This is a genomic window from Paenibacillus sp. JT22N7 (genome assembly GCF_059383875.1).
In genome coordinates this window covers 500332-523989 of sequence record NZ_JBXENY010000002.1, presented here as the reverse complement: position 1 = coordinate 523989, position 23658 = coordinate 500332, and the positions used below count along the sequence as shown (strand labels likewise).

Sequence of the window (23658 nt, the reverse complement as noted above, 5' to 3'; positions counted from 1 at the left end):
AGGAAAAGTAATGAAAATCAGAGCATGGCGCAAGGCAATAGTAACCTTATCATTGGTAACATTGCTGGCAGGAGGATTAAGTCCAGGTTTTGTTCAAAATAATCATGTCTATGCTGCAGATATGGTTACGCCCTCCGTTATAGTTGAGGATTTTGAAGATGGAATCTCAGATGTGAAATTTAATCCTAAACGGATGTATGACGCTACGCTGCACCTGGAGGATAACCAGAAGCATGTAAGAAATGGACAATATTCGGCTAGAATTGATTACGATATGATTGGCATAGTGGATAACCCGTCTCAAATCGAAGTAGGGTACAAAACAGGGAATATTCCCCTAACAGGTTACCCTACTAAAGTAGGCATGTGGGTTTATGGCAACAATGAAGGACATTTGCTAACGACAAAATTTAGAGATCAAGGCGGCTCCTCTTTCCAAGCAGAGTTTTATGACGCAAATCAAACGGGTATCAACTGGTCTGGTTGGAAATATATTGAGGCTGCTGTTCCGCAGGACAAGCCAGGTCCAATTGTCCTTGAATTGTTTTTCCAATTGAAACAATCGAATATGAGCAAAAAAAATAAAGGCTCGATTTGGGTAGATGATATTACCCTTATCTATGAGGATTCGGATGAGGATAAAGACGTGCCTAGCATTAAACCTATATCCCCCGTCGAGAATGACGTATTAAATGCTCCGCTTGATGAATTAAAGGTTGAGCTAACCGACAACGGAGCAGGTCTAGATTTAGATACGTTATCGGTTCTTTTGGATGGATCGGATATTACACAAGGAGCAAACTATTCTTCTGACACTGGTTTATTAACCTATCCGGGAGCATTTCTGGACGGCGGTTATCATGAGCTTATTATTGACGTGAAGGATATGGCCGGCAACCCAGCAAGCAAAACATATGCTTTCACGATAAATGCAGGTGAACGTTTGTTCATGACTGCTGACGGAGAAGCAGTCAGCAATGAAATCTACCCTGTTCAAGTTAACATCAAAGACTACTTGAATGCTGAATCGGTAAAATTCGCATTAAATTATGATGCAAGCACTCTTCAAGTTGAAAGCATTACTCAGGCGGCTGGAGTTGCCTTAGACTCAGCTATCGACAATGATCACGGAATGGTTCAGGTAGCTCTTGATAACGTGACAGCCGCAACCCATGATGTCGTTACGGTTAACTTCAGAGTGAGCTCTCATGCCATTTTAGAGCGTGGTGAAAATTACAAAACCATAACTATGAGTAATCCTAATCTTACAGCGGGCGGAGTTCAGACTAGCTCACCGCTAGCTTCCCCCATCCACTATACAATCGCATTTCCATATCAGCTAGCAATGACGGGAATGGGTTTGGGCACATCGTCTACTTTTACTGTATTAGACCGTGAAGGCAAACCTTATGAAGGTGCGGATATTGTTTTCACTGGCTTATTAAAGCAAAGCTCGGTAGTTACAGTTAACACGGTAACGTCTAGTGTATATGAGGATGATGATACATCTTCTGATGTCTTAATGGTTGCAAAAGCTGGAGAACGCTTCTATGCTTCAGCTGAACCCGAGGATGGATTATTCGAGGTTATTCTCGCAGATGGCCAAACAACAGGCTATATCTCTGAAGCCGATGTTAGCAGTCAATTACTGAGTAGCAGCCTCGGTAAAACAGATGCTAAAGGACAATTAACGACAGACCTGACTACGTTGGCACTTGGAACCTATCAGGTTCAAGCTGTCATCGGTGATCAGAACAGTAAGGTTGTCCATTACGAAGTTGTGGAGCAGTATGGGACGGATGAGCCGCAATATGTTCAGACCTATGTGACAGAGGATATGTCTTCACAACTGAGCGCCGCCTGGCAAACAAAACCAGACCAAACTTCTACTTATATTCAATACATCGAAGCTAGTGATTGGGGAACAGGAGAAAGCCCTGATTTCAACCATGTAAAACAACAGCATGCTGAAAGCGAGCTTCAAGTGCTGAGTATGAAGGAAAATGGAACGAAGGGCGAGATCCGCTTTCATAATATCCTGATTGAAGGCTTGAAAGCAGATACTGCTTACAAATATCGTGTAGGATATGAGGGCAATTGGTCGGAGTGGCATGAATATTCTACTGTAGACCAGAACAAATCAACCCCGACCTCATTCTTGTTTATTACGGATTCGCATACGAATCAATCACAAGGAATACAAGCATATCAAGCACTAATGACTAGCGCTTTGACACAATATCCATCAACGCAGTTTATTATGCATGGCGGAGATATGGTTGATGTAGGCGGCGCATTTGAAGAATGGCAGAAGTTCTGGCAAGCTTCTTCGGTCTATGCAGCAACACTTCCAACGGCTCTAACCTTGGGTAATCATGATGTGAAGAGCGAAGGTAAGGAAGTATTTACTAAAGGTGCGAATTTTCCAAAGAACGGACCCGCATCCCAACTGCAATATGCTTATTCTTATGAGGTCGATGACACTCATTTCGTCGTATTGAACTCAGAAGGCACAGAGGAACAAATGATTGAACAAGCAGCATGGTTGAAAGAAGACTTGGATCAAAATGATAAAAAATGGACGATCGCTATGTTCCACCGTCCTGCCTACCATACGGAAAATGGTCGGGAATCCCTTGTGGAGTATACCCAAACGTATTTTGCGCCTATTTTGGAAGAGAAGAAAGTTGATTTGGTTCTAGTGGGTCACGATCATGTGTATGCCCGCACCTATCCAATGCTGGAGGGCAAGCCGAATAAAGCTACAAATGAAGGTACTGTATACCTGGATGGCGGTGCTTCGGGTTGGAAATTCTATGATGGCACCCAGTATAATTATTTGAATTTCATATTTGATGAAGACGTTCCTGTATATTCCGCTATTGAAATTTCCGATGATAAGATTCGTGTGGAAGCACGTACGAGTGCAGGGAATATCGTAGATGAGTTTTCCGTTGTGAAAACAACGGATAATGAGCCGTCGACACCAACGCCAACACCTACACCGACGCCGACACCAACTTCGCCATCTACATCGACACCAGTAACAACACCATCGCCAGTACCGACGTCGACACCAGTACCAACGCCAACGCCGGCACAGACACCAACGCCTTCGACGCTGGTTTTCAACGACAAGGTTGATGTAGACGTAGTTAAAGCTATCGTAGAAAAAGAGCAATCTGCTCCTACCGTAAGCTTTACGGACGTTCCAGCAGCTTCATGGAGTGCAACAGTAGTCGAGCGTGCCGCTAAGATGGGCATTGTAACAGGGTACAGTGATGGCTCTTATCATCCCAATGAAAAGGTAACTCGCGCTGAGTTCGCCACAATGCTTGCGAAAGCTTTTGGCTTTGCGGATGCAAGCGGCTCTTCCTTCTCTGACACACAAGGGCACTGGGCCTCAGAAGCGATTGCAGGCTTACAGGCTAAAGGGATAATTACGGGTTACAGTGACGGTTCTTTCCATCCTAATCAAGAAATTTCCCGCGCTGAGATCGTTGCAATGCTTGCTCGGTTGACGAACTATGCTCCTAACACATCCAATCCTTTCTCGGATGCAACTGCGAATTGGGCCTCTGAACAAATCAGTGCTTTCGCAGCTGCCGGTATCGTAAGTGGCAAAGGCAACGGCTTGTTCAAACCGAATGAATCAGCTTCCCGTGCGGAGTCCGTTGCGATGATCATTCGCTTGTTGGATAAATTGCTCGCACAGTAAGTACAAAGTGATCATTTTCAAATAGCGGAATCCAAAACCATAGTCGGAACGAAGCTGTGGTTTTGGCATTTCTGCTGTCCATCATAAGCTTGCCTTCGAGCTGAATTTTCATAAATAAATAACTCCACACAAGGGCAGACTTACTTAAGTCCACAATCGTCCCATCAAAAAAATAGTCTAACATTAAAATTAATAAATCACTTATTGAAATTAACTTAAAAAAAGTTATAATGGAGAAGTACCATTTAAATTTGAAGGGAAGTTATAATTATGTCTACTGTATTGTACATTACTGCACACCCGCATGATCACTCCACATCTTTCAGCCTTGCTGTAGGTGAAGAATTCGTTAACGCTTATCGTGAAGCTAATCCTTCTGATGAAGTCGTTCGTCTTGACCTGTTCAATCTTGATATTCCTGCTATCGATGCTGACGTATTCAGCGGCTGGGGCAAGCTTCAATCCGGCACTGCTTTCGACCAGCTTTCTGCTGCTGAGCAAGCTAAAGTAGCACGTCTGGGCGAGCTCGTTGATCAGTTCGTTGCAGCTGATAAATATGTTTTCGTTTCCCCAATGTGGAACTTCTCGTTCCCTCCAGTTCTGAAAGCGTACATTGATGCGGTTTCCGTTGCTGGCAAAACGTTCAAATACACTGCTGAAGGTCCTGTAGGCCTGCTTACTGATAAAAAAGGCTTGCACATCCAAGCTAGCGGCGGCGTTTATTCCGAAGGTCCTGGAGCTGCAATGGAAAGCGGCTTTAGCTACCTGAAAAAAATCTCGCTGTTCTACGGAATTCCTTCCTTTGAGCCGCTGTTTGTTGAAGGCATGGCTGTATCGCAAGATCAAGGCCAAGCGATTAAAGCTCAAGCAATCGTTAAAGCGAAAGAAATTGCAGCTAGCTTCTAATATTTCACTGCTATCTTTTCACTGCTTTAATAACAAAAACGGCCGAGATCGGATCTCGGCCGTTTTTTTGTCGTTGGTTGATGCTAGGGTCAATGCTTTACCGCATACCGATTACTCGGCACTTCAAGTCCTAAATTGCCGCGCAGCGTATCGCCTTCGTATTCGGTACGGAATAGCCCGCGCTGCTGCAAAATCGGAACGACCAGCTCTACGAAATCTGCCAAGCCGCCTGGGACGACCGTTCGAACGTTAAAGCCGTCTGCCGCCTCCCCTTCAAACCATTGCTGAATTTGGTCTGCAATTTTCTCCGGCGTACCGATAAACGAGGTGCGTGGCGTCGATGCCCGAAGCGCAACCTGGCGCAGCGTGAGTCCCTGCTCCTTTGCCTCCTGCTTGATTTTGTCCGTTGTGCTGCGGAAGCTGTTGCTGCCGATATCGCCAATGTCGGGGAACGGCTCATCCAGCGGAAACTGGGAAAAATCAAAATGATCAAAGTAACGCCCCAAGTAAAGCAGTGCTTGTTCAATTTCCACAAGCTCAGCTATTTCCTGATACTTCTGCTCTGCCTCCGCTTCGGTTCTGCCGACAATTGGCCCGATACCCGGGAAAATCAGCAGCTCGCCAGACTCCCGTCCCAATGCTGCCGCTCTTCCCTTCACATCCTGATAAAAAGTCCGCGCTTCCTCGAACGTCTCGTGTGCCGAATAAATCGCATCAGCCGACCTCGCTGCTAAATCCTTGCCCGCTTCCGAGGAGCCAGCCTGGAACACAACCGGATAACCCTGCCGAGAGCGCGCCACATTAAGCGGCCCCTGCACCGAGAAAAAAGCTCCTTTATGATGCAGCGTATGCAGCTTCTCCTTGTCAAAAAATACACCAGCCGCTTTGTCGCCGACAAAAGCATCATCTTCCCATGAATCCCATAAGCCTTTCACTACTTCCAAATGCTCTTCGGCTATTTCGTAGCGGAGCGCATGATTCGGATGCTCGCCCTTGCCAAAATTGAGTGCCGAGCCTTCCAGCGGCGAAGTGACAACATTCCAGCCCGCTCTGCCTCCGCTCAATTGGTCAATGGAGGCGAACTGTCTAGCGACCGTAAATGGCTCGCTGTAGGAGGTCGATAACGTCGCAACAAGGCCGATATGCGAGGTTGCTCCCGCGAGCGCAGACAACAGCGTCAATGGCTCAAATCGGTTTAAAAAATGCGGATTGGACTTCTCGTTAATAAACAAGCCGTCCGCGATAAACAGCAGATCAAATTTGCCCTGCTCGGCTATTTGCGCCTGCTTTTTATAAAAATCCAAGCTTACGCTCGCATTAATCGGCACATCTGGATGACGCCAAAAAGAAATGCTATTCCCTACCCCGTTTAAATTAGCCCCTAGCTTTAATTGTCGTTTTGTCATGACTTGCCTCCCTTATTCCCCATGCTGCTCCCAGCAAAGTAATGCCCGTTAATAAAAATACAAATGGAATACCGGCCCACCCGCCGAGAAATCCGCCCAGCAGCGGGCCTACTACAATGCCAAATTGACTGGCAGTTTGGCTCAGACTAACCGCTCTCCCCCGAAAATCCTTATCCGCATATTGGATAACGAGCGCATTTAGCGCTGGATACACAGCGGCGAAAAACAAACCGTAGCCAAAGCGTAAAATGCCAAAGCCGATCAGATGCTGCATGGTCAGTTGAAGCAAATTGCCAATGCCGCCGCCAATCAGCCCAATAAGCAGCACCTTGCCATAACCGATTCGCCCGCCAAGCCTCCCCCAGTAAGGGCCCATAATGACGGTAGCAACCCCTATCGCCGAAAATACTATACCCGAGCTGAGCTTAGCGTTGCTTATGCTGCCGCCAATTTGCACAACATAGAGCGTCACCAATGGCTCCAAAATCATGACCGAGGTGGACACCAGCAAAATCAGCCCATAGACCCGAAATAATTTGGAATTAAGCGCTGCCTGCTTCAAATCCTGAAGCACGCTCGGCCGTGCCTCGGTACGGCGCTCATGCACTTCTTTTACACCTAGAACAACGGTTGCTGAAATCAGCGTAATGATGCCTGATGCAATGAAGCATTCACGCAGTCCAATCCATTGGCTCAGCACGCCTCCGACAAGCGGACCTACAATGCCGCCAGCAGCGGTTGATGTGGAGATGACGCCCAGCGCGTATCCAACGTGTTTTTCCGGTGTGTTCGTCCCGACCAAAGCGAGCGAGGCGGGCGTAAAACCCGCCATCACCCCTTGAAAAATCCTCACAATGATAAACGTATAAGGATCATGGACAAAATAGTTCGCCACATGCGCGGCCCCAAGGCCAACGCCTGAACGGACAAGCATCAGCTTGCTGCCATATTTATCGGCAAGCGAGCCCCAGAAGGGCGCACATAAACCGCTGATCAGAAAGCTGATCGCAATGGAAACGCCGGACCAAGCCTCCAAACCTTTGTCGACACCCAAATCATGCTGCAAAAACAACGGGAAAAATGGCACCGAGAGCGTATATGCCATGTGATTGAAAAACAGCCCAAACCATAAAATATAAAGATTACGCTTCCAGTGAAGCACCGCGCCGCTCCTCCATTCGTTCCCGCCCTTCACCTCGTGTTCAATTTCCGATAATTCTCATTAACTTAATTGGTTTTAATATAAACAACACTCTATCACTTCCCATCTCTTACCGTCAATTTACTTGCTAATAGAAATTGTCTATGAGCCGATTCAGTTTATCGATTAGGCACGCACCTTACCTTCGTACTGCATAGCTGCCAGCATACAAAATCAGGACCATCCATCCCCTTCGGGCGAATGATCCTGCTCTCTTTTTTCGAAACGCTTTATAAGCTTGCTTCATGCTCGCTTACCTAGCCTGCCGCGCTTAGCCTATTCCGGCTCGTTATAACAATCGACGCCTTCAGCCAGCAGCTTTTCCAGCCATTTCTGTTCCAGCTCTTCAGCCGCTTTTTTATATTTGCGCATTTGCTCGGCTGACGTGCCTCCCTGCTCCGCTGGGAACACATCCTTATAATCGTACAGCACCTTCTCTTCAAGCTTCATTTTCTCCAAAATATCAAATTCGAACTGCGCCGCTCCCTGCTCATTCCAGTCCATTTGCAGCTCATCATTTTTGTGCGTGCCAAAGTCCAGCTCAAACCGCACCCGATTTAATGCCCCATCCATATTGGAGGTCGAGCCAATAAACTTGCGTCCGTTTTGCGTATTCGTAATTTGATAGACGCCCATCACCCGTTCCTGCTCCATATACTGTGCCGTCAGCTGCTTGCGCTCTTCTTTATTCATCGCTGCTCCTCCTCAAATTTGTCTCTTCGTCCTATTCGTCCCCATCCATAAAGCTGCCTTGCCTCAGTCAGTTCTTAACCCAATATTCGCTGCAATCATCCGTGCGGTCAAGAAAGCCATATTCGATCAAATAGCGGCGCAGCGTCACATAGTCCGCTTCCCAGTAGCGTTTGAGCTGCTCATTTATTTCCTTCTCCGTGTACTTGCGCGATGCTTCAAAATCAGCTGAAATATGGCGCAAAATCGCCACCTTGCGCTTCTCCTTCCGTGGAAAAGAAGCAAGCGGACCATCCGGCCCCTGTGGAAAATATTGCTTCATGATCAACTCGTACTCATCCTCGGTAATTGCATACCGTTCATCAACCTGCGTCGCTGTGCGGTGGATCGGCATAAAACGCGGCGTATCTGCGGACACTCCACTCTCCATCAGCTCAATAGCAGCAAGCAGCAGCTTCGCCTGCTTCGCTTTCTCCTTCAGCACAAACCGATGATTGCGAATCGTCGATGCGCTGCCGCCTCCCGAGCTTTTGACGATTTCCGCATCGGACATGCCCGAGGCAAACTGCCGGATGAGCTGCTTTTGCAAATCGGTCAGCCCGCTCGCCTTCTTATCCAGACCGAGCAAGTAGTCGAGCATCGAGCCATGGCTATGCTGAACATGATATGCTGCATATTTGCGGGCTTCATACCATTTATCACTATCCGGTACTCGAAACACTTCTCCGTCCTCAAAGGCTGCTCCACACACGAGACAGCTATATCGGCCTTCGTCTTGAACGAATACAAAGCCTTTCTTTAGGTCGGCAAGCTCTGCTGACCAGAACAAATCATTTTGCGACAAAACAAACACCACCCATATGGAAACTATTATTTTATAGACATAATAACATTTCGTTTGGTTATTTTCAACATTCATTTTAAATGCTCAAAGAGCATAAATGATATCGCTATATTTTATTTTTTATAATACCTTGCATTATATAGTATTATATTTTATATTCATTTCAGGGGGGATGAACGTTTTGGAAATTAACAAGGAAGTTTTGAAGGGCCATATCGATACGATCATATTGTCCTTGCTGCACAGCCGGGATCGCTACGGTTATGAATTAGCTAAAAATGTGCGCGACCAAAGCGGCAATCAATTTGATCTAAAGGAAGGCACCTTGTATTTATCGCTTAAGCGGCTGGAGAAAAATAAGTGGATTACATCCTATTGGGGCGATGAGCAAGGGCCTGGCGGCAGACGCAAATATTACAAGCTTACGGCGGAAGGCGTAGAGGGTTATTTGGTTAAACGCTCCGAATGGGAGTTTCTGAAGCATATGATGGAATCATTTTTGCAAGGGGGAGACCATGTTGAAGGAAATTGAAGTGTATGTGAACAGGTTGTATCAGCATGCGGCCGGGAATAAGAAGGAAATAAAAGAACTGAAGGATGAAATGCGCAGCCATCTAATGGAGGCCGTACATGAGTTAAAGCAGGAGGGCAAATCCGAGCAGGAGGCCGTTCATCTGGCTATTGAGCGATTTGGAGGAGAAGCCGAGCTGCAATTGGTTATTGGACAGCTGTTTCAGGCACAGCGGATTTTCGCAAAAAGAGTGCTGTACACGGCGATTTTTTTCCTAATCGCCAGCCTTCTCACCGTTTTCATCATCTGGGTAGATGAACTCGGAAATAACAACGAGAACCGCGCTATTGCCGATCGTATTTCTGACCTGCTAGGGACTCAGTCCAGTATTACCGCTGATCAGCAGGAGCACATTAAGCAGCTGGCGCAATCCGCTGGACAAATTGCCAGCATTAAAGTGTACAAGCTTGATAAAGTGGAACGAGATTACGGAGAATACACCAGCTTTAATACAGTAGGAGTTATTCCTGATTACCAGTACGATACGTCCATCCCTATTTTTGAATGGATGGATTATTACTATCAGCGCAATCAGGAATGGTTCATTCATATTAAATCCCGCCATTTCTCCGGAGTGTTCGATGCTGTCCTTGTTGGCGGACTTACTGCCTACATTGTGCTTTTCACCATTTGGGCCATTATCAACGCCTACCATCATAGAAGGCTTAATACCGGTTGGATAATCGTTTTTACTTTATTTAACGCAGTCGGCTACATCGCCTATCACCTCATTAGGAGAAAAGCGCGGTTGAACGCTGCGAGTTAAATCAGCAGTCTTACATCCCTTTTGTATTATTCATTAAAAAAGTCTCCAAAACCGCTCTAATCCACGGTTTTGGAGACTTTTTCAAATACAGCTTAGTTCCGCCGATCCTTCGGCAGCAAAATGCCGAACAGGCCGAGCAGCGGCAGCACGCTGGAGGCGTACATCACCTGCGCAATGCTGTAATGGTCGGCTGCTGTGCCAAGCACGATTGCTCCCAAGCCGCCCATGCCGAAGGCGAGCCCGGTAATCAGCCCGGATGCCATGCCGACTTTGCCTGGCATTAGCTCCTGCGCATAGACGACGCTGACCGAGAAGCTCGATTGAAGAATAAGTCCCAACAGCGTAATGACGGGATATACCCAGAAAATCGGCAAATGCGGCAAAATGACGGTCAGCGGTGCTGCTCCCGCAATCGAGAACAGCAGCATCCGCTTGCGCCCGAAGCGGTCGGACAGCATGCCGCCGAGGAACGTTCCAGCGACGCCCGCCGCCATAAACAGAAAGAGCGGCACCTGCGCGGCGCCAATCGACAATCCATAATCCCGCTGCAAATAAAATTGGTAAAAGCTTGTGAGCCCAGCTGCATACCAAGAGCGGGCAAACACCATCACGAGCAGCAGCACTAGCGCAATGGCTACTGCTTTCGTGCTGAGTGTATCCGCATTTGCTGCTGCGCCGCTCTGTTTCGCCTTGCGATCGGCGAGTCCTTTCGCTGCGAGCTCCGCTGCGTACCAAGGCACGATGCGCAGCAGCAGGATAATGCCTGCCAGCGCCAGCAGCGTCCCCCATACGGCGCCTCGCTGCCCAAGCGGGACGAATATAAAAATCGTCATGAGCGGCGCTAGCGCTTGTCCAAAATTACCGCCGACCTGATAGATCGACTGCGCCAGACCTCGTCTGCCGCCCGCAGCAAAATAAACAACCCGCGAGCCCTCGGGGTGGAATACCGCTGAACCAAAGCCAACGAACACGACAGCGAGCAATAGCGTCCAGAAATTTGGCGCATAGGCGAGTCCCGCCATCCCTGCCATACTGCAGCACATGCCGGCGATAAGCATCCACGGTGCAGGCTTTTTATCCGATAAAATGCCAATAACCGGCTGCAGCACGGATGAGGTCATATACAGCGTAAACGTAATCCAGCCGATTTGTCCGAACGTTAGACCGAGCGATTGTTCAAAAATCGGGAATAGGGCTGCGACGACCGACTGCATCGAATCATTCAGCAGGTGGACGCCGCTAATGGCGAATAATATGCCAAATAACGCTTTATTTTTCGTATCCATCGTTTTAATCGGTTTGCTTAATGTATCTACATTGGACATGCCGCCCGCCTTCTCTCACTGATTGTGCTGTGTTTAACCAATCCAGACGAACACAGGACTCGAAACTTGTAAAAGCTCGCCCTCAGACGTCAGCATACCGCTGCCTGCATCAACCTGATAGCTCAAAAGGTGATTGGTCTTCTGGTTCGCCACGAGCAGCCTGCTGCCATCAGGGGCAAGTGCAAAATTGCGCGGGCCTTCCCCGCCGCAGGAAATATGCTGCAATAGCGTTAGGCTGCCATCAGCCGCATTCACTGCAAATACCGCAATGCTATCATGGCCGCGATTGGAGCTGTACAAAAACTTGCCCGACGGTGCCAGCGCAATATGCGCCGCATCGTTGTAAGCATTAAACCCTTCAGGCAGCGCGCTAATAGTCTGCACCAGCTCCAAAGAGCCTGCATCCTCTCCATTCTTTCGCAGCACCGACACCGTCGAATCCAGCTCATTCATCACATAGACGATTGGCAGCTGCTCATGCAGCGCCAAATGCCGCGGCCCTGCTCCCGCATGCAGCTGGTAGGAGGACGCAAGCTGAAGCGGCTCTGCTGCCTGTGGATTGTGGCGGTAAATAAGGATGGAATCCGTGCCGAGATCCGTTATGTAAACATAAGGCGATGGCCCGCCGAGCGGCAAAATCGTATGGGCATGCGGCGCATCCTGACGGCCCGCATTTGGCCCAAGCTCTCCCTTGCTGCCGACAACTGCTGCCGCCGGCTGCAAAGAACCATCCTCTGCAAGCGGCAGCACCGCTGCATTTCCCCCTGTATAATTAGCTACGAATACCGAATGGCCATCCGAGCTGACATAACAAGGATGCTCGCCATGGGTAGACTGGCGGTTCAACTCGCTCAGCTTGCCGGTTTCCGGGTCAATCGCATAAGCAGCAACCTCTCCGCCCGGCACGCCGTTCGCCTCCGCCGTTTCACTGACCGCATACAACCGGTCCCGTGCTTCATTCACGCTCAAAAATGATGCATTTTCAATGCCTGTTACCTGCTGAATCACATTCAGCAAGCCGGATTCGCTATCCTGTTTCGCTACGTAAATACACGGCTCCGAAGCACTGCCATAGCAGCCGATATAGACGATTCCTGCGAGCTTATTTGCTTTCAATCGTATTCATCCTCTCGTACTCTCATTATGTAAGCGTAATTTTTATATTTATAGTGACCATAGCACAATGAAAATAAGCAGACAACCGTTTTCGAAAAAACGCTTTCCAATGTCTTCTGCCCATGATATAATGTAAGCGCTAACAATTTTCCGTTTTCATTCTCATTTCTTGAAGGGGGCTTATGGAATGATGAATACTGGATTGAACGGTGAACGCAACATTTACGAGGATTTTGAAATTGAGTCGGACGTCCTTTTTTTCAAGGTCGGCATGCCCGAGCTCGTCAGCTTCCACGGCAGAAACTACAATATAAAGAAAAGAATGACCGGGGACCAGATTCGCAAGCTGATTGATGACAGCCACTTTTATCAAGTGAGCTCCAATTGCTACATTAACATTCGCAAGGTGAAGGCGATCACGGACGGCATTGCTTATTTCGGAACCGATGCATCCGACTCCAAGAACGTCCCTATCCCTAGACGCAAGCAAACCGTCATCAAGCAGCTCTTAGGGCAAGCGCAGTAATCGGTTAACAGGCACATACCGCACAGCACACTAATAAACGACGTCCATATGCGCACGCAGTCGCCGTTCATTCACACACAACCGCCGTATACCGTGTCTAACGGAATACGGCGGTTGTGTGTTTACATTGATCCTGTTATTCTAATCTGGAGCATGAATCGCCAAATATTCGCCAAATTTAAGGAGGCTATTATGAGCAAGCAAGGACAAGCGCTTGAGCAAGCATTTCATGGAGAACCAGCCGTTTGGCTAAAATGGGGCGCCTATGAGGCTGCGGTTTTGCCCGCAGTAGGGGCTAACCTGATTGCGTTCCGCGATGTAGAGAAGGGCTATCATTTTTTGCATGAGCCAGCTGAGAGTGAAATGGCCGCATTTAAAGCAAGTCCCGGCACTCACGGCATTCCCGTGCTGTTCCCTCCGAACCGTTATCAAGATGGCACGTTCACAATGAACGGCAAGACGTATACGTTCCCAATCAATGAGCCAAGAACAGGAAACCATTTGCATGGCTTCGTACATACGGCTGCATGGGAAGTGCTGGACTACGGCACACTGAAAACCGAAAGCTTCGTGCTGCTTCAAATCGCAGTGGATGAGCAGCATCCGATTTATACGTATTTGCCGCATCGTTTTGCGATTACGCTGCGTTATTCATTGAGTGATCAAGGACTATTTCAGCATATTTCCGTACATAACCGCGGGAACGACGCTATGCCTTGCCTAATCGGCTTCCATACAGCCATCAATGCGCCTTTTGCCCCACAAAGCTCTTCCGAAGACTACAGCTTCACGCTGACAGCCGGAAAACGCTGGGAGCTGAACGAGCGCATGCTGCCAACCGGACAGTTTTTGCCGCTTAGCAGCGACGAGGAGAAGCTGAAGACGACGGGCTCTTCCCCTTACTTTGAGCCACTGGACAATCACTATACGGTGGAGACGCGCAATGGCCGCAATCAGATGGAGCTCACAGATGCCCGCGAGCAAGTGACTTTGGTCTATGATGCAGGAACAGCCTATAAACAGTGGATGGTGTGGAACAGCAACGCCTCCGGTCAGTTCTTCTGCCCTGAGCCGCAGCTTAACCTCGTCAATGCACCGAATGTCGATTTGCCAGCAGACGAAATCGGCCTGGTCAGCCTGGAGCCAAACGGCATCTGGGAAGAGACGAGCCGCCTGTATGTGAAGCCAGCTGCCAAGTAATAGGCAGCAATAATATAGGAAAAAGCCGAAGCCCCGCGTACGAGCGGGTGCTCCGGCTTTTTTTCATGAAAGGAACAGCGGTATCTTCAGCACAGGGGCTTTAGCGCAGCCCCTACTCCTCTACTTCAAAAATCGAATCCACAATAATCGGGAGATTATTTCTTACTGAAACGGCTCCGAGTACGGAGCGGGCATGGCTTCCTTTTTCCCCGAACACATCCATCATTAAGTCCGAGCAGCCATTCAGCACCTTGTGATGCTCTTCAAATTCAGCTGTCGCATTGACGAAGCCTTGAATTTTCACGACCCGTTTTACTTTATCGAGAGAGCCCACTGCTTGCTGCAGCACAGCAAGCACCTCCAGCCCCGCCTGCCGGGCAAATTCATAGCCTTCCTCCGTAGAGAAGTCTTTGCCCAGCTTGCCTTTCGGGTTTCCAGAAGGCCCTTTGCCCGAAACAAACAGCAGTCCATTCACATTTACAAAGTTAGCGTATTTAGCCGCAGGCTCGCTCGCCGCTGGCAGCACAATACCAAGCTCAGCAAGTCGTTTGCTAATCCTAGACTCGGACAAGAGAACTCCCCCTATCGATTTATGTAGCTTAATTAGATGGCTGGCATAACATTTCCGCCATTGACCGGCACATACGCCCCCGTAATGAAGCTGGACAGCTCGGAGGCCAGAAATGCGACTGTGTTGGCAATTTCCTGATCGCTTCCCCGCCGCTTCAGCGGCACATTTTTCTCATAGCCTTCATTGCGCTCGCTGCCTGTCGCACGGTCCCGATCGCTGATCGTCCAGCCCGGTGCCACTTGATTGACCGTAATGCCGCTCTCGCCAACCTCTTTGGCAAGCACGCGGTATACGCCGTCCATGCCTCTTTTGCCTGCTACGTAGGCCGATTGGCCGGGCGCATTTTGCATGGCGCATTCCGTATTAATGCCGATAAAACGGCCGCCGCCGCGCTCCACCATTGCCGGAACGAATGCTTTGGCCAAATAGACGCTTTGCATGACGCAGGATTCGAACTGGCTTTCATAGTCCTCCACCGGCTGCTTCAGCACGCTTTCCCATTGGTACTGAATGACGGCATTTGCCACGACAATGTCCACATGTCCAAGGCTTGCCGCTGCTTCCGCTTGAAGTTTATCCACATCGCCTTGCTTCGTAATATCTGCCTGAACCGTAATCGCACGTCTGCCCAAGGCCTCAACCTCCTGCTTCAGCTCCAGCGCCTTGTCCTCATTGCTCCGATAATGAATGACGATATCCGCCCCGCAATCTGCGAGCGTTCTAACCATTACGCGTCCCAAATCTCCAGTTGCTCCGGTTACGAGCGCGGTCTTTCCAGTCAAGTCGAGTTGCAGCATAAACGTTCAGCTCCTTTGTTCATTCATCATTCGTCGTTCATCATTGGTAACGCTTCCCTCCTAGGCTACCATATCCTTGTACCATGCGTATATTTAAAATTTCAATATTGTGCTTATTTTGACGAATGATGCCTAATGCTGTTCATAGGTCCGCTGGCAATGGGCTTTATGCCGAAACGTCAGCCGTTCGCATTCGGTAAATGGCACCGGCGCTGAATGCAGCTGTATAAAGCAAATTCACAATCACAACCGTTAGCTGCTGCAGAGGCGGCAAACTCTCCGGGCTAAGCACGCCCATTCCAATCGTCAGCAGCGAATGCGGAAAAAACAGCCCGGCCTTCGCTACATACATGCCCAGTCCCAGAAAAGTTGCCCCTAGCCCGATTCCTACGGGGACGGCAAAGCTGCGTATCTGCATGGACAGCAGCAATTGGAAGCTGCTGATCGTAACAGCAGCCAGCCAGCCCCGCACCAGCCAGCCGAATAATTCTCCCGGCAATTCGGAGAGGCTTAATCCAACCATCGTGCCCCCTATTATATACAGCAGGACAAACACTACTTGTACAAAAGCCGTCAGCATGCTTGCTGTAAAAAGCTTGGCCCAAAAAATGCTGGCAACCGGAATCGGCGCTGTCATCATCATGTTCCAGTTTTTACCTGAATGCTCCAGTCTGCACAGATAGGCACAACAAATAGCGATCAGCACCGGAAAGAAAAACTCGCCATAAAACAGCCCGACTTGCGACCATAAGCTATACCAGCCATTTTGCAGGACACCCTGATTCATATAAAAATTACCGCAGCCCATCAGAATACTGACGATCGGCAGCGCTATCAATACGATCCATAGATGCGAATGGCGCAGCTTCAGCCATTCAGCGGGAACTACCCTTTTTAGCATAAACATTCTCTACACCTCCTGCCTGGATATATGCCATCGGCCTGCTCCATAGATCAACAACCCCATGAATAGCAGCAGCCCCAGCAACGGAAGCCCCGCCCCTAAATCACGTGCTATAAATTCAAGCTGATTATCCGTATAGCTCTGGGCAACCGGACTAAGTCCCGAATAATACGACCAAATGAACAATGGCCTTATCGCACTCGGAAACAGATCAGCAGCCATGCCAATGAACCCGCCAAGCATACCGAGACATAGCGCGAAGGCCTGATTTTTAAGCGCCATGGATAACCACTGCTGCAGGGCAATGACAGCCAAGTGGGCAGCCATCGTTCCAGCAAGCAAGCGTCCGAGCAGTATAATAGGCACCACTTCTTCAAAAGCATTTATTTTGCCGAAGCCGATTAGCGCCAATACTTGCACAAAACAGGCAAGCAGCAAAATAAGCGCCACACAGCCATATTTGGCAGCATATAACCTCTCCCGCTTGACAGACATGGAAAGCAGCAGCTTCCACGTATTGCCTTTATGCTCTATATCACAAATACGCGATACGCAGATCGCTGCGAGAATAGGGGCAAACAGACCGTTCAAGGATGCCGTCATCGCAATAAGCGGCTCCCAGCTGGCCTGATCAGGATTGCGGGCGATGGACATGCTTGTTGCCATAAACGCCCACCCCATTTCCACCCCAATCATCAGCAGTACCGTCAACCCGACGTATCTTCGGCGCAGCTTGTAGCCTTCCAGCCAAATCGAGCGAATCATAGGCTGCGCTCCTTCCCCGTCAATTCGAGAAACAGGCTCTCCAAGCTTTTTTTATGCTCTTCAATGCGCAGCACGTCAATATCTGCTGCAAGCAGCTCCCTATTAATTCGCGCTATCTGGGCATCTGTCAGATGACGCAGCCGCAGGAAGCCATCCTGTAAAATCGGCGCAAACCCTTGGGCAGCGAGCAGCGAATGCGCCATTGGATTTTGGCTCGTCTTAAAGGCAATCGTCGGCAGGCTTTCATTTCGCAGCTCATCCAGCTTGCCTTGGAACAGCATTTTACCTTGATGGATAATGCCTACCGAGGTGGCGATCTGTTCGATTTCCGACAATAGATGGCTGGATATTAACACCGTCATTCCCAAGCGCTGCGGCAAAGATTTAATCAGCTCGCGGATTTCACCGATACCTGCCGGATCGAGCCCATTCGTCGGCTCATCCAGCACCAGCAGCTTAGGCGAAGCCAGCAGCGCCATCGCAATGCCTAAGCGCTGCTTCATGCCCAAGGAATACTGCGATACTTTTTTATGCTGCTGCTGCTCCAGCCGGACAATTTTTAGCGCTTCCCGCACATGGCTGCCTGGCACATTCCGCAGCCGCTGGACGACGCGCATGTTTTCTAGGCCCGTCAGATGGCCGTAGTAGGAAGGCGATTCAATTAGAGAGCCCGTTTGGCTTAAAATAAGACGGCGGTGCTTGGCCAGCTCCTTGCCGAATACGGTCACGCTGCCCTCCGTCGGCTGGGCGAGCCCAAGAATCATTTTTAATGTCGTCGATTTCCCGGCTCCGTTCGGCCCAAGAAAGCCATAAATCTCTCCCTCTTCCACCGATAAATCGAGCTTTTCGACGGAATAGCTGCTGCCGTATCGTTTGGACAGGCCGCGGGTAGATACAATCGCTTGCATCGTCATTCACTCCAATCTTGATTTTGTCAATCAAGCATAACGATGCCGCCTTGCTGTAAACTGAAGCTAACCTTACGCCAGCCTTAAATCGGGCCAATGGCGGCCCGTCACGCTCCAAAACCAGCAAAAGCAAGGTATACTAAAAATGGGTGATGAACAATATGGAAGACTTAAAACATAAAAAGCTGCTCATCGTCGATGATGAGAGCGATTTGAGGGAAATGGTCGAAGGTTTTTTACGTAAAGAAGGCTTTACCCGCATTTTCCAGGCAGCTACCTGCGCGGAGGCACTGCGTACCATTAGGTCGGCCAAGCCGGACCTCGTCCTTTTGGATATTATGCTGCCTGACGGGGACGGGTTCTCTCTGCTCAAGTCGCTGCGGCACTTCTCAAGCGTTCCTGTGCTGTTTCTCTCTGCCAGAGGAGAGGATGAGGATCGTTTGCTCGGCCTTGGGCTGGGCGCCGACGATTATATGGTGAAGCCTTTTTTGCCGCGCGAGCTGCTGCTGCGTTTGAGCGCGATTTTACGGCGAGTATATGCACCGTTCCGCCAGGAGCAGCGCCCTATTTTTCAACTGGGGCCCCGTGTTATTGATTTGGAAAGCGGCGTTGTGCGGACGTCCAGCGAGGACGTTTCTTTAACCGCTAAAGAGCTTGTTCTGCTAACCAAGTTTTATGAAAACCGGAACCGCATTGTGACCAATGATGCTCTTTGCCAAGCAGTATGGAGCGATGATTATTATGGGTATGAAAATACCTTAATGGTTCATATTCGCCGCATTCGTGAAAAAATAGAAGAGCTGCCCTCCAATCCTGAGCATCTGCTGACCGTTCGCGGCTTGGGGTATAAGCTGCTAGTCAAGGGGGAGGAGTAATGGGAGGCACCGTTCGTATTTTAAAGCGTTTTATTGGGGCGACGATGCTCATCTCGCTCTCTTTGCTCGTGCTTAACTTTTTGCTGCTGCTCATCTGGGTTAGTACAGGGACGGTCGAGGGGAGTTCGCCAGCCGCGGTTGTGCGGCATACGGCTGAAGGGCTGAAGGCATCGAATAATGGGTATGTTCTTGAGGCCGAAACGGCGGCACGGCTGGATGACCAGCAGGTGTGGGCGATGTTAATTAGCTCGGCGGGGCAGGTCACATGGGGGCACAGCTTGCCCGAAGAGCTCCCTGCACATTATAGCTTGACGGATGTCGCCAAGCTTTCCATGAGCTACTTGATGGATTATCCCGTATTTGTGTGGGAGCATGCAGACGGACTTATTGTGATTGGCTATCCGAAGGACAGCCTTGTCAAATACCAGCATATACTGCCGATCGACTGGGTCAAAAATTTGCCGCTGCGCGCCCTGCTCCTACTCATAGGGAACCTTGTGCTGGTGCTGATTGTCGCCCTGCTGATCGGTTCCCGGCTCCTGCTTTCCATCCGCCCGCTGACGCAGGGCATACAGGCGCTTGCCGCGGATCAGGAGGTGCAGCTTGAGCCCAAGGGAATGCTCGCTGACCTTGCCCAGTCTGTCAACCATGCCTCATCGCTGCTGCATCAGAAAAATGCTTCGCTCAAAAGCAGGGATGAAGCGCGATCCAACTGGATCGCTGGCATTTCCCATGACATTCGCACCCCGCTTTCCATGGTGCTCGGCTATGCCAGCGAGCTGGAGGAGCATCAAGAAATTCCACCGTTGCAGCGAAAGCATGCGGGTATTATTCGTTATCAAGCAGAGAAGCTGCGCACCTTAGTAAGCGACTTGAATCTCGTTTCCATGCTGGAGTATGAAATGCAGCCGCTCACTCCAAAGGCTTTGCGGCTGGCCGCACTGACTCGCCAGATGGCATCCGATATGATTAATGCGGGGCTTGAGCCCAGCTTTACGCTCGAAATGGACGACATAAACGAAACCGCCCAAATATACGGGGACGAGCGTCTGCTGCTGCGGGCCATGACCAATCTCGTCCACAATGCGATCCGCCATAATCCACAGGGATGCGACATCAGGCTGCGAGCAGAGCTTGCGGCCGACAAGCATACGTGCCGCTTCATCGTATTAGACAATGGACGAGGCATCCCGCCGGAAGAGCTGGCCGATGTGCTGGAGCTGCCTTTTTCCGCAAATCGAAAATATGCCAGACCTTCCGGACATGGTCTAGGGCTGCCAATGGCTTTCCGAATAGCCAAAGCCCATCACGGGCGACTGACGTTAACTAACGGGCCTGGAGCCGGACTCACCGCCGAGCTTGAGCTGCCTTGCTTGGAAACGCGATAAGCTGTTGTGTGCTAGGAATACTCTAGAGGCAAAATAGCTGCTTCCTGTACTTGGATCGACTTGGCGGACACAGCAGCAGCTATTTTAGCAAAATCATGGGTTATGGCACCTTATGCGGACTCAGGAGCCGCTAATGCGCTGCTTTTCGCCATTTTGATGGGATAATGAGGGCAATAGCGGATTTCCTGTCCGCTTAGGCAGACTCAAAAAAATAGTAGACACATTCAATCAAACGAGGGCAGTTCTTCCTTCGTATAGCCCTTGTCGCGAATCAGCAATTCGCGAATGACTTTGACCTTCAGCCGGGTATAGAGTCTTCCAGTTTGCGCAACCCTTTGCGAATGGTATTCCGGCTGACCTGGGAGATGGCTGACGCTGCTCTGCCTATTTTTCTTCATCCATTCATCCATTCATCCATTCATCCACTCATTCATTTACGGACTTGTTTGGGTCTGTTTTTTCTTTCATGTGCCTTATACCGTGCGATTTCTGGAGGCGCCGAGGCCGGACAGGAGCAGCAGAGCGCTAACGACAAGCAGCAGCAACAGCGGGGGCTTCCAGCTTGCCGTAATATCATGAAGCAGACCGAACAAGATCGGTCCGGTTGCCGCCAGCAAATAGCCAACCGATTGCGACATGCCGGAAAGAGCAGCGGAATCGAAGGCATCTTTCGTTCGCAAGCTTAAAAAGATCATGGCCAAGCTGAACGCACATCCTCCGCCAATTCCGAGTAAAACGGTCCACAACGAAATGAACGCATTTCCTCCGAAATAAAGACCTCCCAATGAAACAAACAACAGAACCGTCATGATGATGACCAGCAAACGTTGGTTCTTCATGCGTCCCGCCACGATCGGCACAATGAACGCTACGGGCAGCGCGGCCATCTGAAACAGCGACAGCAGCAAGCCGCCGCTGTCTTCATTCAAGCCCCGGCTTGACATGATTTCAGGCATCCAAGCGATCAGCACATAGAACAAGAGAGACTGCATCCCCATAAAAATCGTAACCATCCATGCCAGTGGCGAACGCCACAGACTTCCGCGCTTCGATGCACCGCTCGTCGCTGCCCCAACAGCCGCCCGACTCGCCCGGGCTTGAGGCAACCAGAACAGCGCGGCCAACAGAACGAGTATGCCCCAAATGCCGAGCGCGCCATTCCAGCCGAAACCGAGATCGCGGGCGACCGGAACACTGACACCGGATGCGATTGCCCCGCATAAATTCATTGACACGGAGTACACGCCGGTCATGAGGCCGACTTGCTGAGCAAAATTCCGTTTGACGAGACTTGGAATGAGCACGTTGCACACCGCAATCGCCAGCCCAATCAAAGCAGTGCCTACAAACAACGAAGCGGTTGCGGTCAACGAACGGATCGCGATACCCGCCATGAGTAAAACCAGCGCATAAAGCAGGGTCCGCTCCGCCCCCAAGCGGCGTGCCAGAAAGGGTGCGAACGGTGAAAGCAGCGCGAAAGCAAGCAACGGCAGTGTAGTGAGCAGACCTGCCGCAGCATTCGACAGTCCGAGGGATTCGCGAATCGAGCCGACCAATGGGCCTACCGACGTTAGCGGCGACCGCATGGTCAGTGCGATCAGGACGATGCCGAGGATGATCGGCCAACCCAGCGACAAAGACTTCTTCGCCATCATTGACTTCGTATCGCTTGTTACGCTCATAGCCGCTCGCCTCCTTTGACCTCAAGAACTGCTTTCGATTCCGCAATATAACGGTGAACCGTTGCCACGGCACGATCGGCGTCTTGATCGACAATCGCTTGAACCAATTGCCGGTGCATCTCCAAGAAATCCCCATCGGCTTCATAACGAGTCAAGCTTGTAATCGAATCTTGTGACGCGTCCGCGATATGGTTGTACAATTCAATCAAGATTTCATTATGAGACGCCGCGATGATGCCTTGGTGAAGACGGATATCCTCCGTAACAATGGCATCCATGTCACCGCGTGCTGCCGCCCCCTCCCAGCGTTCCAGTTGGAGAAGAAGCTCGCGCGCCTCTTCGTCCGTTCTACGCTGTGCAGCCAGATGGGCTCCCTCGCGTTCGAGTGCATGCCGGACTTCCAACGTCTGCAGCGTATCGGAGCGCATAATTCGTTTTTGCAGCACCACTCCCAGCGCGCTCGAAGAGCTGACGTACGTTCCGTCCCCTTGCTTCGTCTTTAAGAGTCCCGCGTGGATCAAAGCCCGAACGGCTTCCCTCAATGTATTGCGGCTAACATTCAACTCGACCATCAACTCCGGCTCGGCCGGAATACGCATCCCCACCGCCCACTTGCCGGACTCGATCTGTCTTTCCATTTGCAATGCGACTTGCTCGACCAGCGTCAATCGATTTGTTTTCTGAAGCATACGTCAGTCCTCATTTCATCTATTTATCAAACATAGGATGTTTGGTTAATTGGTATTTTAACACACTTATATCGTGGAGACAACTCCTTCCCTAAAAAACCAAGCTTCGATATATTGAAGTTTGCATAAACATCCTAGTAAAATTGTAATTCTATTATTTTCTATCGTTACCAATCCTCATTTAATGTCGTATAACTCTTTAGATTGCTTTGCTGCCCGCATGGATGCTGTCGAAAAAAATCGTTCTTTCGATAAACTTGTCCAGCCAATCTAGCAAATGGGCAAAAAAGAAGCTACACTAAAGCTATCGCAATATCTGAGGAGGGATCAACGTTGCCAAAAGCGCCATTCCTTGTTTCTACTCTATTATTCATGTCCTTGCTATTTCTGTTATTTCCGCATCAGGTTGCCGAAGCAGGCATGTGGAGCAACATAAAGGGCATTTTCTCCGCCCCCGAAAAAATCGACGCGCTGGAGCAGCAATATATGGATGCCAAGCAGCAGCTTGATGCACAGAAGGAGCAGCTCACCGAATCGCTGCAAAGTGCAGAGCAATACGCAGCCAGGCAAGAGGAGCTCATGCAGCAGAACGAGCAGTTCCGCAAAACCAACGAGCAGCTAATGGAACAGAACAACGCGCTTATACAAGAAATGGAGCAAATCAAGCAGAAGCAAGCCAGCTTTACGCAAAAGCTCATCAATACAGCAATCATCATTATGATTATTATTTTCGCCTATATTCTTTCCCTTCGCGTTTGGCGCTATCTCGTTTGGCGCAAACAGAAGCATGTCGGCAGAGGAGTGTAGCGG

23 protein-coding genes are annotated in these 23658 nt (G+C 49.8%); 9 read left to right on the top strand and 14 right to left on the bottom strand.

The annotated features are described in order from the left end of the window. Positions 1-10 precede the first annotated feature (10 nt). Positions 11-3718, top strand: a complete 3708-nt coding sequence (locus tag AC50Y5_RS06955; protein WP_494859406.1) for an S-layer homology domain-containing protein — start codon at positions 11-13, stop codon at positions 3716-3718. Between the two features lie 270 nt (positions 3719-3988). Then, entirely contained in the window at positions 3989-4624 is a 636-nt protein-coding gene (locus AC50Y5_RS06950; RefSeq protein WP_056042741.1) for an FMN-dependent NADH-azoreductase, read from the top strand. A gap of 89 nt (positions 4625-4713) precedes the next feature. Here the strand turns inward: AC50Y5_RS06950 and AC50Y5_RS06945 are convergent, their stop codons facing one another. The 4 genes from AC50Y5_RS06945 to AC50Y5_RS06930 all read right to left on the bottom strand — a co-directional run bounded on the left by AC50Y5_RS06945 (position 4714) and on the right by AC50Y5_RS06930 (position 8765). Next, on the bottom strand, positions 4714-6030 hold the full coding sequence (locus tag AC50Y5_RS06945; protein WP_494859404.1) for an LLM class flavin-dependent oxidoreductase: 1317 nt from the start codon (positions 6028-6030) through the stop codon (positions 4714-4716). Further along, complete coding sequence (locus AC50Y5_RS06940; protein WP_155973598.1) at positions 5999-7192, bottom strand: MFS transporter; 1194 nt, start codon at positions 7190-7192, stop codon at positions 5999-6001. The genes AC50Y5_RS06945 and AC50Y5_RS06940 overlap by 32 nt, the downstream gene beginning before the upstream one ends. 315 nt (positions 7193-7507) lie before the next feature. Continuing rightward, a complete protein-coding gene (locus tag AC50Y5_RS06935; protein WP_056042745.1) occupies positions 7508-7924 on the bottom strand; it encodes a GIY-YIG nuclease family protein in 417 nt (138 codons plus the stop codon). A 67-nt stretch (positions 7925-7991) separates the two neighbouring features. Continuing rightward, complete coding sequence (locus AC50Y5_RS06930) at positions 7992-8765, bottom strand: DUF2087 domain-containing protein (RefSeq protein ID WP_235533325.1); 774 nt, start codon at positions 8763-8765, stop codon at positions 7992-7994. 181 nt (positions 8766-8946) lie between these two features. Between AC50Y5_RS06930 and AC50Y5_RS06925 the strand changes: the two genes are divergently transcribed. After that, complete coding sequence (locus AC50Y5_RS06925; protein ID WP_494859401.1) at positions 8947-9297, top strand: PadR family transcriptional regulator; 351 nt, start codon at positions 8947-8949, stop codon at positions 9295-9297. Next, the gene (locus AC50Y5_RS06920) at positions 9281-10102 is read left to right on the top strand and encodes a permease prefix domain 1-containing protein (RefSeq protein WP_494859399.1); all 822 of its coding nucleotides are present in this window, start codon (positions 9281-9283) and stop codon (positions 10100-10102) included. The genes AC50Y5_RS06925 and AC50Y5_RS06920 overlap by 17 nt, the downstream gene beginning before the upstream one ends. Positions 10103-10194: 92 nt before the next feature. Here the strand turns inward: AC50Y5_RS06920 and AC50Y5_RS06915 are convergent, their stop codons facing one another. After that, positions 10195-11427 carry an MFS transporter gene (locus AC50Y5_RS06915; RefSeq protein ID WP_494859397.1) on the bottom strand — a complete coding sequence of 411 codons (1233 nt, stop codon included), beginning with the start codon at positions 11425-11427 and terminating at the stop codon, positions 10195-10197. A gap of 33 nt (positions 11428-11460) precedes the next feature. Continuing rightward, positions 11461-12543: a lactonase family protein gene (locus tag AC50Y5_RS06910; RefSeq protein WP_494859395.1), complete on the bottom strand. Its 1083-nt coding sequence runs from the start codon at positions 12541-12543 to the stop codon at positions 11461-11463. Between the two features lie 187 nt (positions 12544-12730). Between AC50Y5_RS06910 and AC50Y5_RS06905 the strand changes: the two genes are divergently transcribed. Further along, positions 12731-13069 (top strand): LytTR family transcriptional regulator DNA-binding domain-containing protein, encoded by a 339-nt coding sequence (locus tag AC50Y5_RS06905; RefSeq protein WP_327204957.1) that lies wholly within the window; start codon positions 12731-12733, stop codon positions 13067-13069. 192 nt (positions 13070-13261) lie between these two features. Then, positions 13262-14269, top strand: coding sequence for an aldose 1-epimerase (locus AC50Y5_RS06900; protein ID WP_494859390.1), 1008 nt, complete (start codon positions 13262-13264; stop codon positions 14267-14269). 112 nt (positions 14270-14381) lie between these two features. Here AC50Y5_RS06900 and AC50Y5_RS06895 read toward each other — a convergent pair whose 3' ends face one another. From AC50Y5_RS06895 to AC50Y5_RS06875, 5 genes are all read right to left on the bottom strand, one after another. Further along, positions 14382-14840 (bottom strand): RidA family protein, encoded by a 459-nt coding sequence (locus tag AC50Y5_RS06895; RefSeq protein ID WP_494859384.1) that lies wholly within the window; start codon positions 14838-14840, stop codon positions 14382-14384. Between the two features lie 32 nt (positions 14841-14872). After that, positions 14873-15634 (bottom strand): SDR family NAD(P)-dependent oxidoreductase, encoded by a 762-nt coding sequence (locus tag AC50Y5_RS06890; RefSeq protein WP_056043014.1) that lies wholly within the window; start codon positions 15632-15634, stop codon positions 14873-14875. 169 nt (positions 15635-15803) lie between these two features. Continuing rightward, entirely contained in the window at positions 15804-16538 is a 735-nt protein-coding gene (locus tag AC50Y5_RS06885; RefSeq protein WP_056043015.1) for an ABC transporter permease, read from the bottom strand. Positions 16539-16547: 9 nt separating this feature from the next. Next, entirely contained in the window at positions 16548-17306 is a 759-nt protein-coding gene (locus AC50Y5_RS06880; protein ID WP_056042754.1) for an ABC transporter permease, read from the bottom strand. Further along, positions 17303-18220 (bottom strand): ABC transporter ATP-binding protein, encoded by a 918-nt coding sequence (locus tag AC50Y5_RS06875; protein ID WP_494859381.1) that lies wholly within the window; start codon positions 18218-18220, stop codon positions 17303-17305. The genes AC50Y5_RS06880 and AC50Y5_RS06875 overlap by 4 nt, the downstream gene beginning before the upstream one ends. 155 nt (positions 18221-18375) lie before the next feature. Here AC50Y5_RS06875 and AC50Y5_RS06870 point away from each other — a divergent pair, with 155 nt between their 5' ends. Together AC50Y5_RS06870 and AC50Y5_RS06865 are read left to right on the top strand one after the other, a co-directional pair. Beyond that, complete coding sequence (locus AC50Y5_RS06870; RefSeq protein ID WP_056042758.1) at positions 18376-19089, top strand: response regulator transcription factor; 714 nt, start codon at positions 18376-18378, stop codon at positions 19087-19089. Next, the gene (locus AC50Y5_RS06865) at positions 19089-20477 is read left to right on the top strand and encodes a sensor histidine kinase (RefSeq protein ID WP_056042759.1); all 1389 of its coding nucleotides are present in this window, start codon (positions 19089-19091) and stop codon (positions 20475-20477) included. The genes AC50Y5_RS06870 and AC50Y5_RS06865 overlap by 1 nt, the downstream gene beginning before the upstream one ends. Positions 20478-20701: 224 nt before the next feature. On the opposite strand, the gene AC50Y5_RS06860 is transcribed toward AC50Y5_RS06865, so the two are convergent. The 3 genes from AC50Y5_RS06860 to AC50Y5_RS06850 form a co-directional block, all read right to left on the bottom strand. Further along, entirely contained in the window at positions 20702-20887 is a 186-nt protein-coding gene (locus AC50Y5_RS06860; protein ID WP_494859378.1) for a hypothetical protein, read from the bottom strand. A 63-nt stretch (positions 20888-20950) separates the two neighbouring features. Then, complete coding sequence (locus AC50Y5_RS06855) at positions 20951-22159, bottom strand: CynX/NimT family MFS transporter (protein ID WP_494859376.1); 1209 nt, start codon at positions 22157-22159, stop codon at positions 20951-20953. Continuing rightward, positions 22156-22848, bottom strand: a complete 693-nt coding sequence (locus AC50Y5_RS06850) for a FadR/GntR family transcriptional regulator (protein WP_056042764.1) — start codon at positions 22846-22848, stop codon at positions 22156-22158. The genes AC50Y5_RS06855 and AC50Y5_RS06850 overlap by 4 nt, the downstream gene beginning before the upstream one ends. A gap of 333 nt (positions 22849-23181) precedes the next feature. On the opposite strand from AC50Y5_RS06850, the gene AC50Y5_RS06845 reads away from it, so the two are divergent. Continuing rightward, complete coding sequence (locus AC50Y5_RS06845) at positions 23182-23655, top strand: hypothetical protein (protein ID WP_056042766.1); 474 nt, start codon at positions 23182-23184, stop codon at positions 23653-23655. Positions 23656-23658 lie beyond the last annotated feature (3 nt).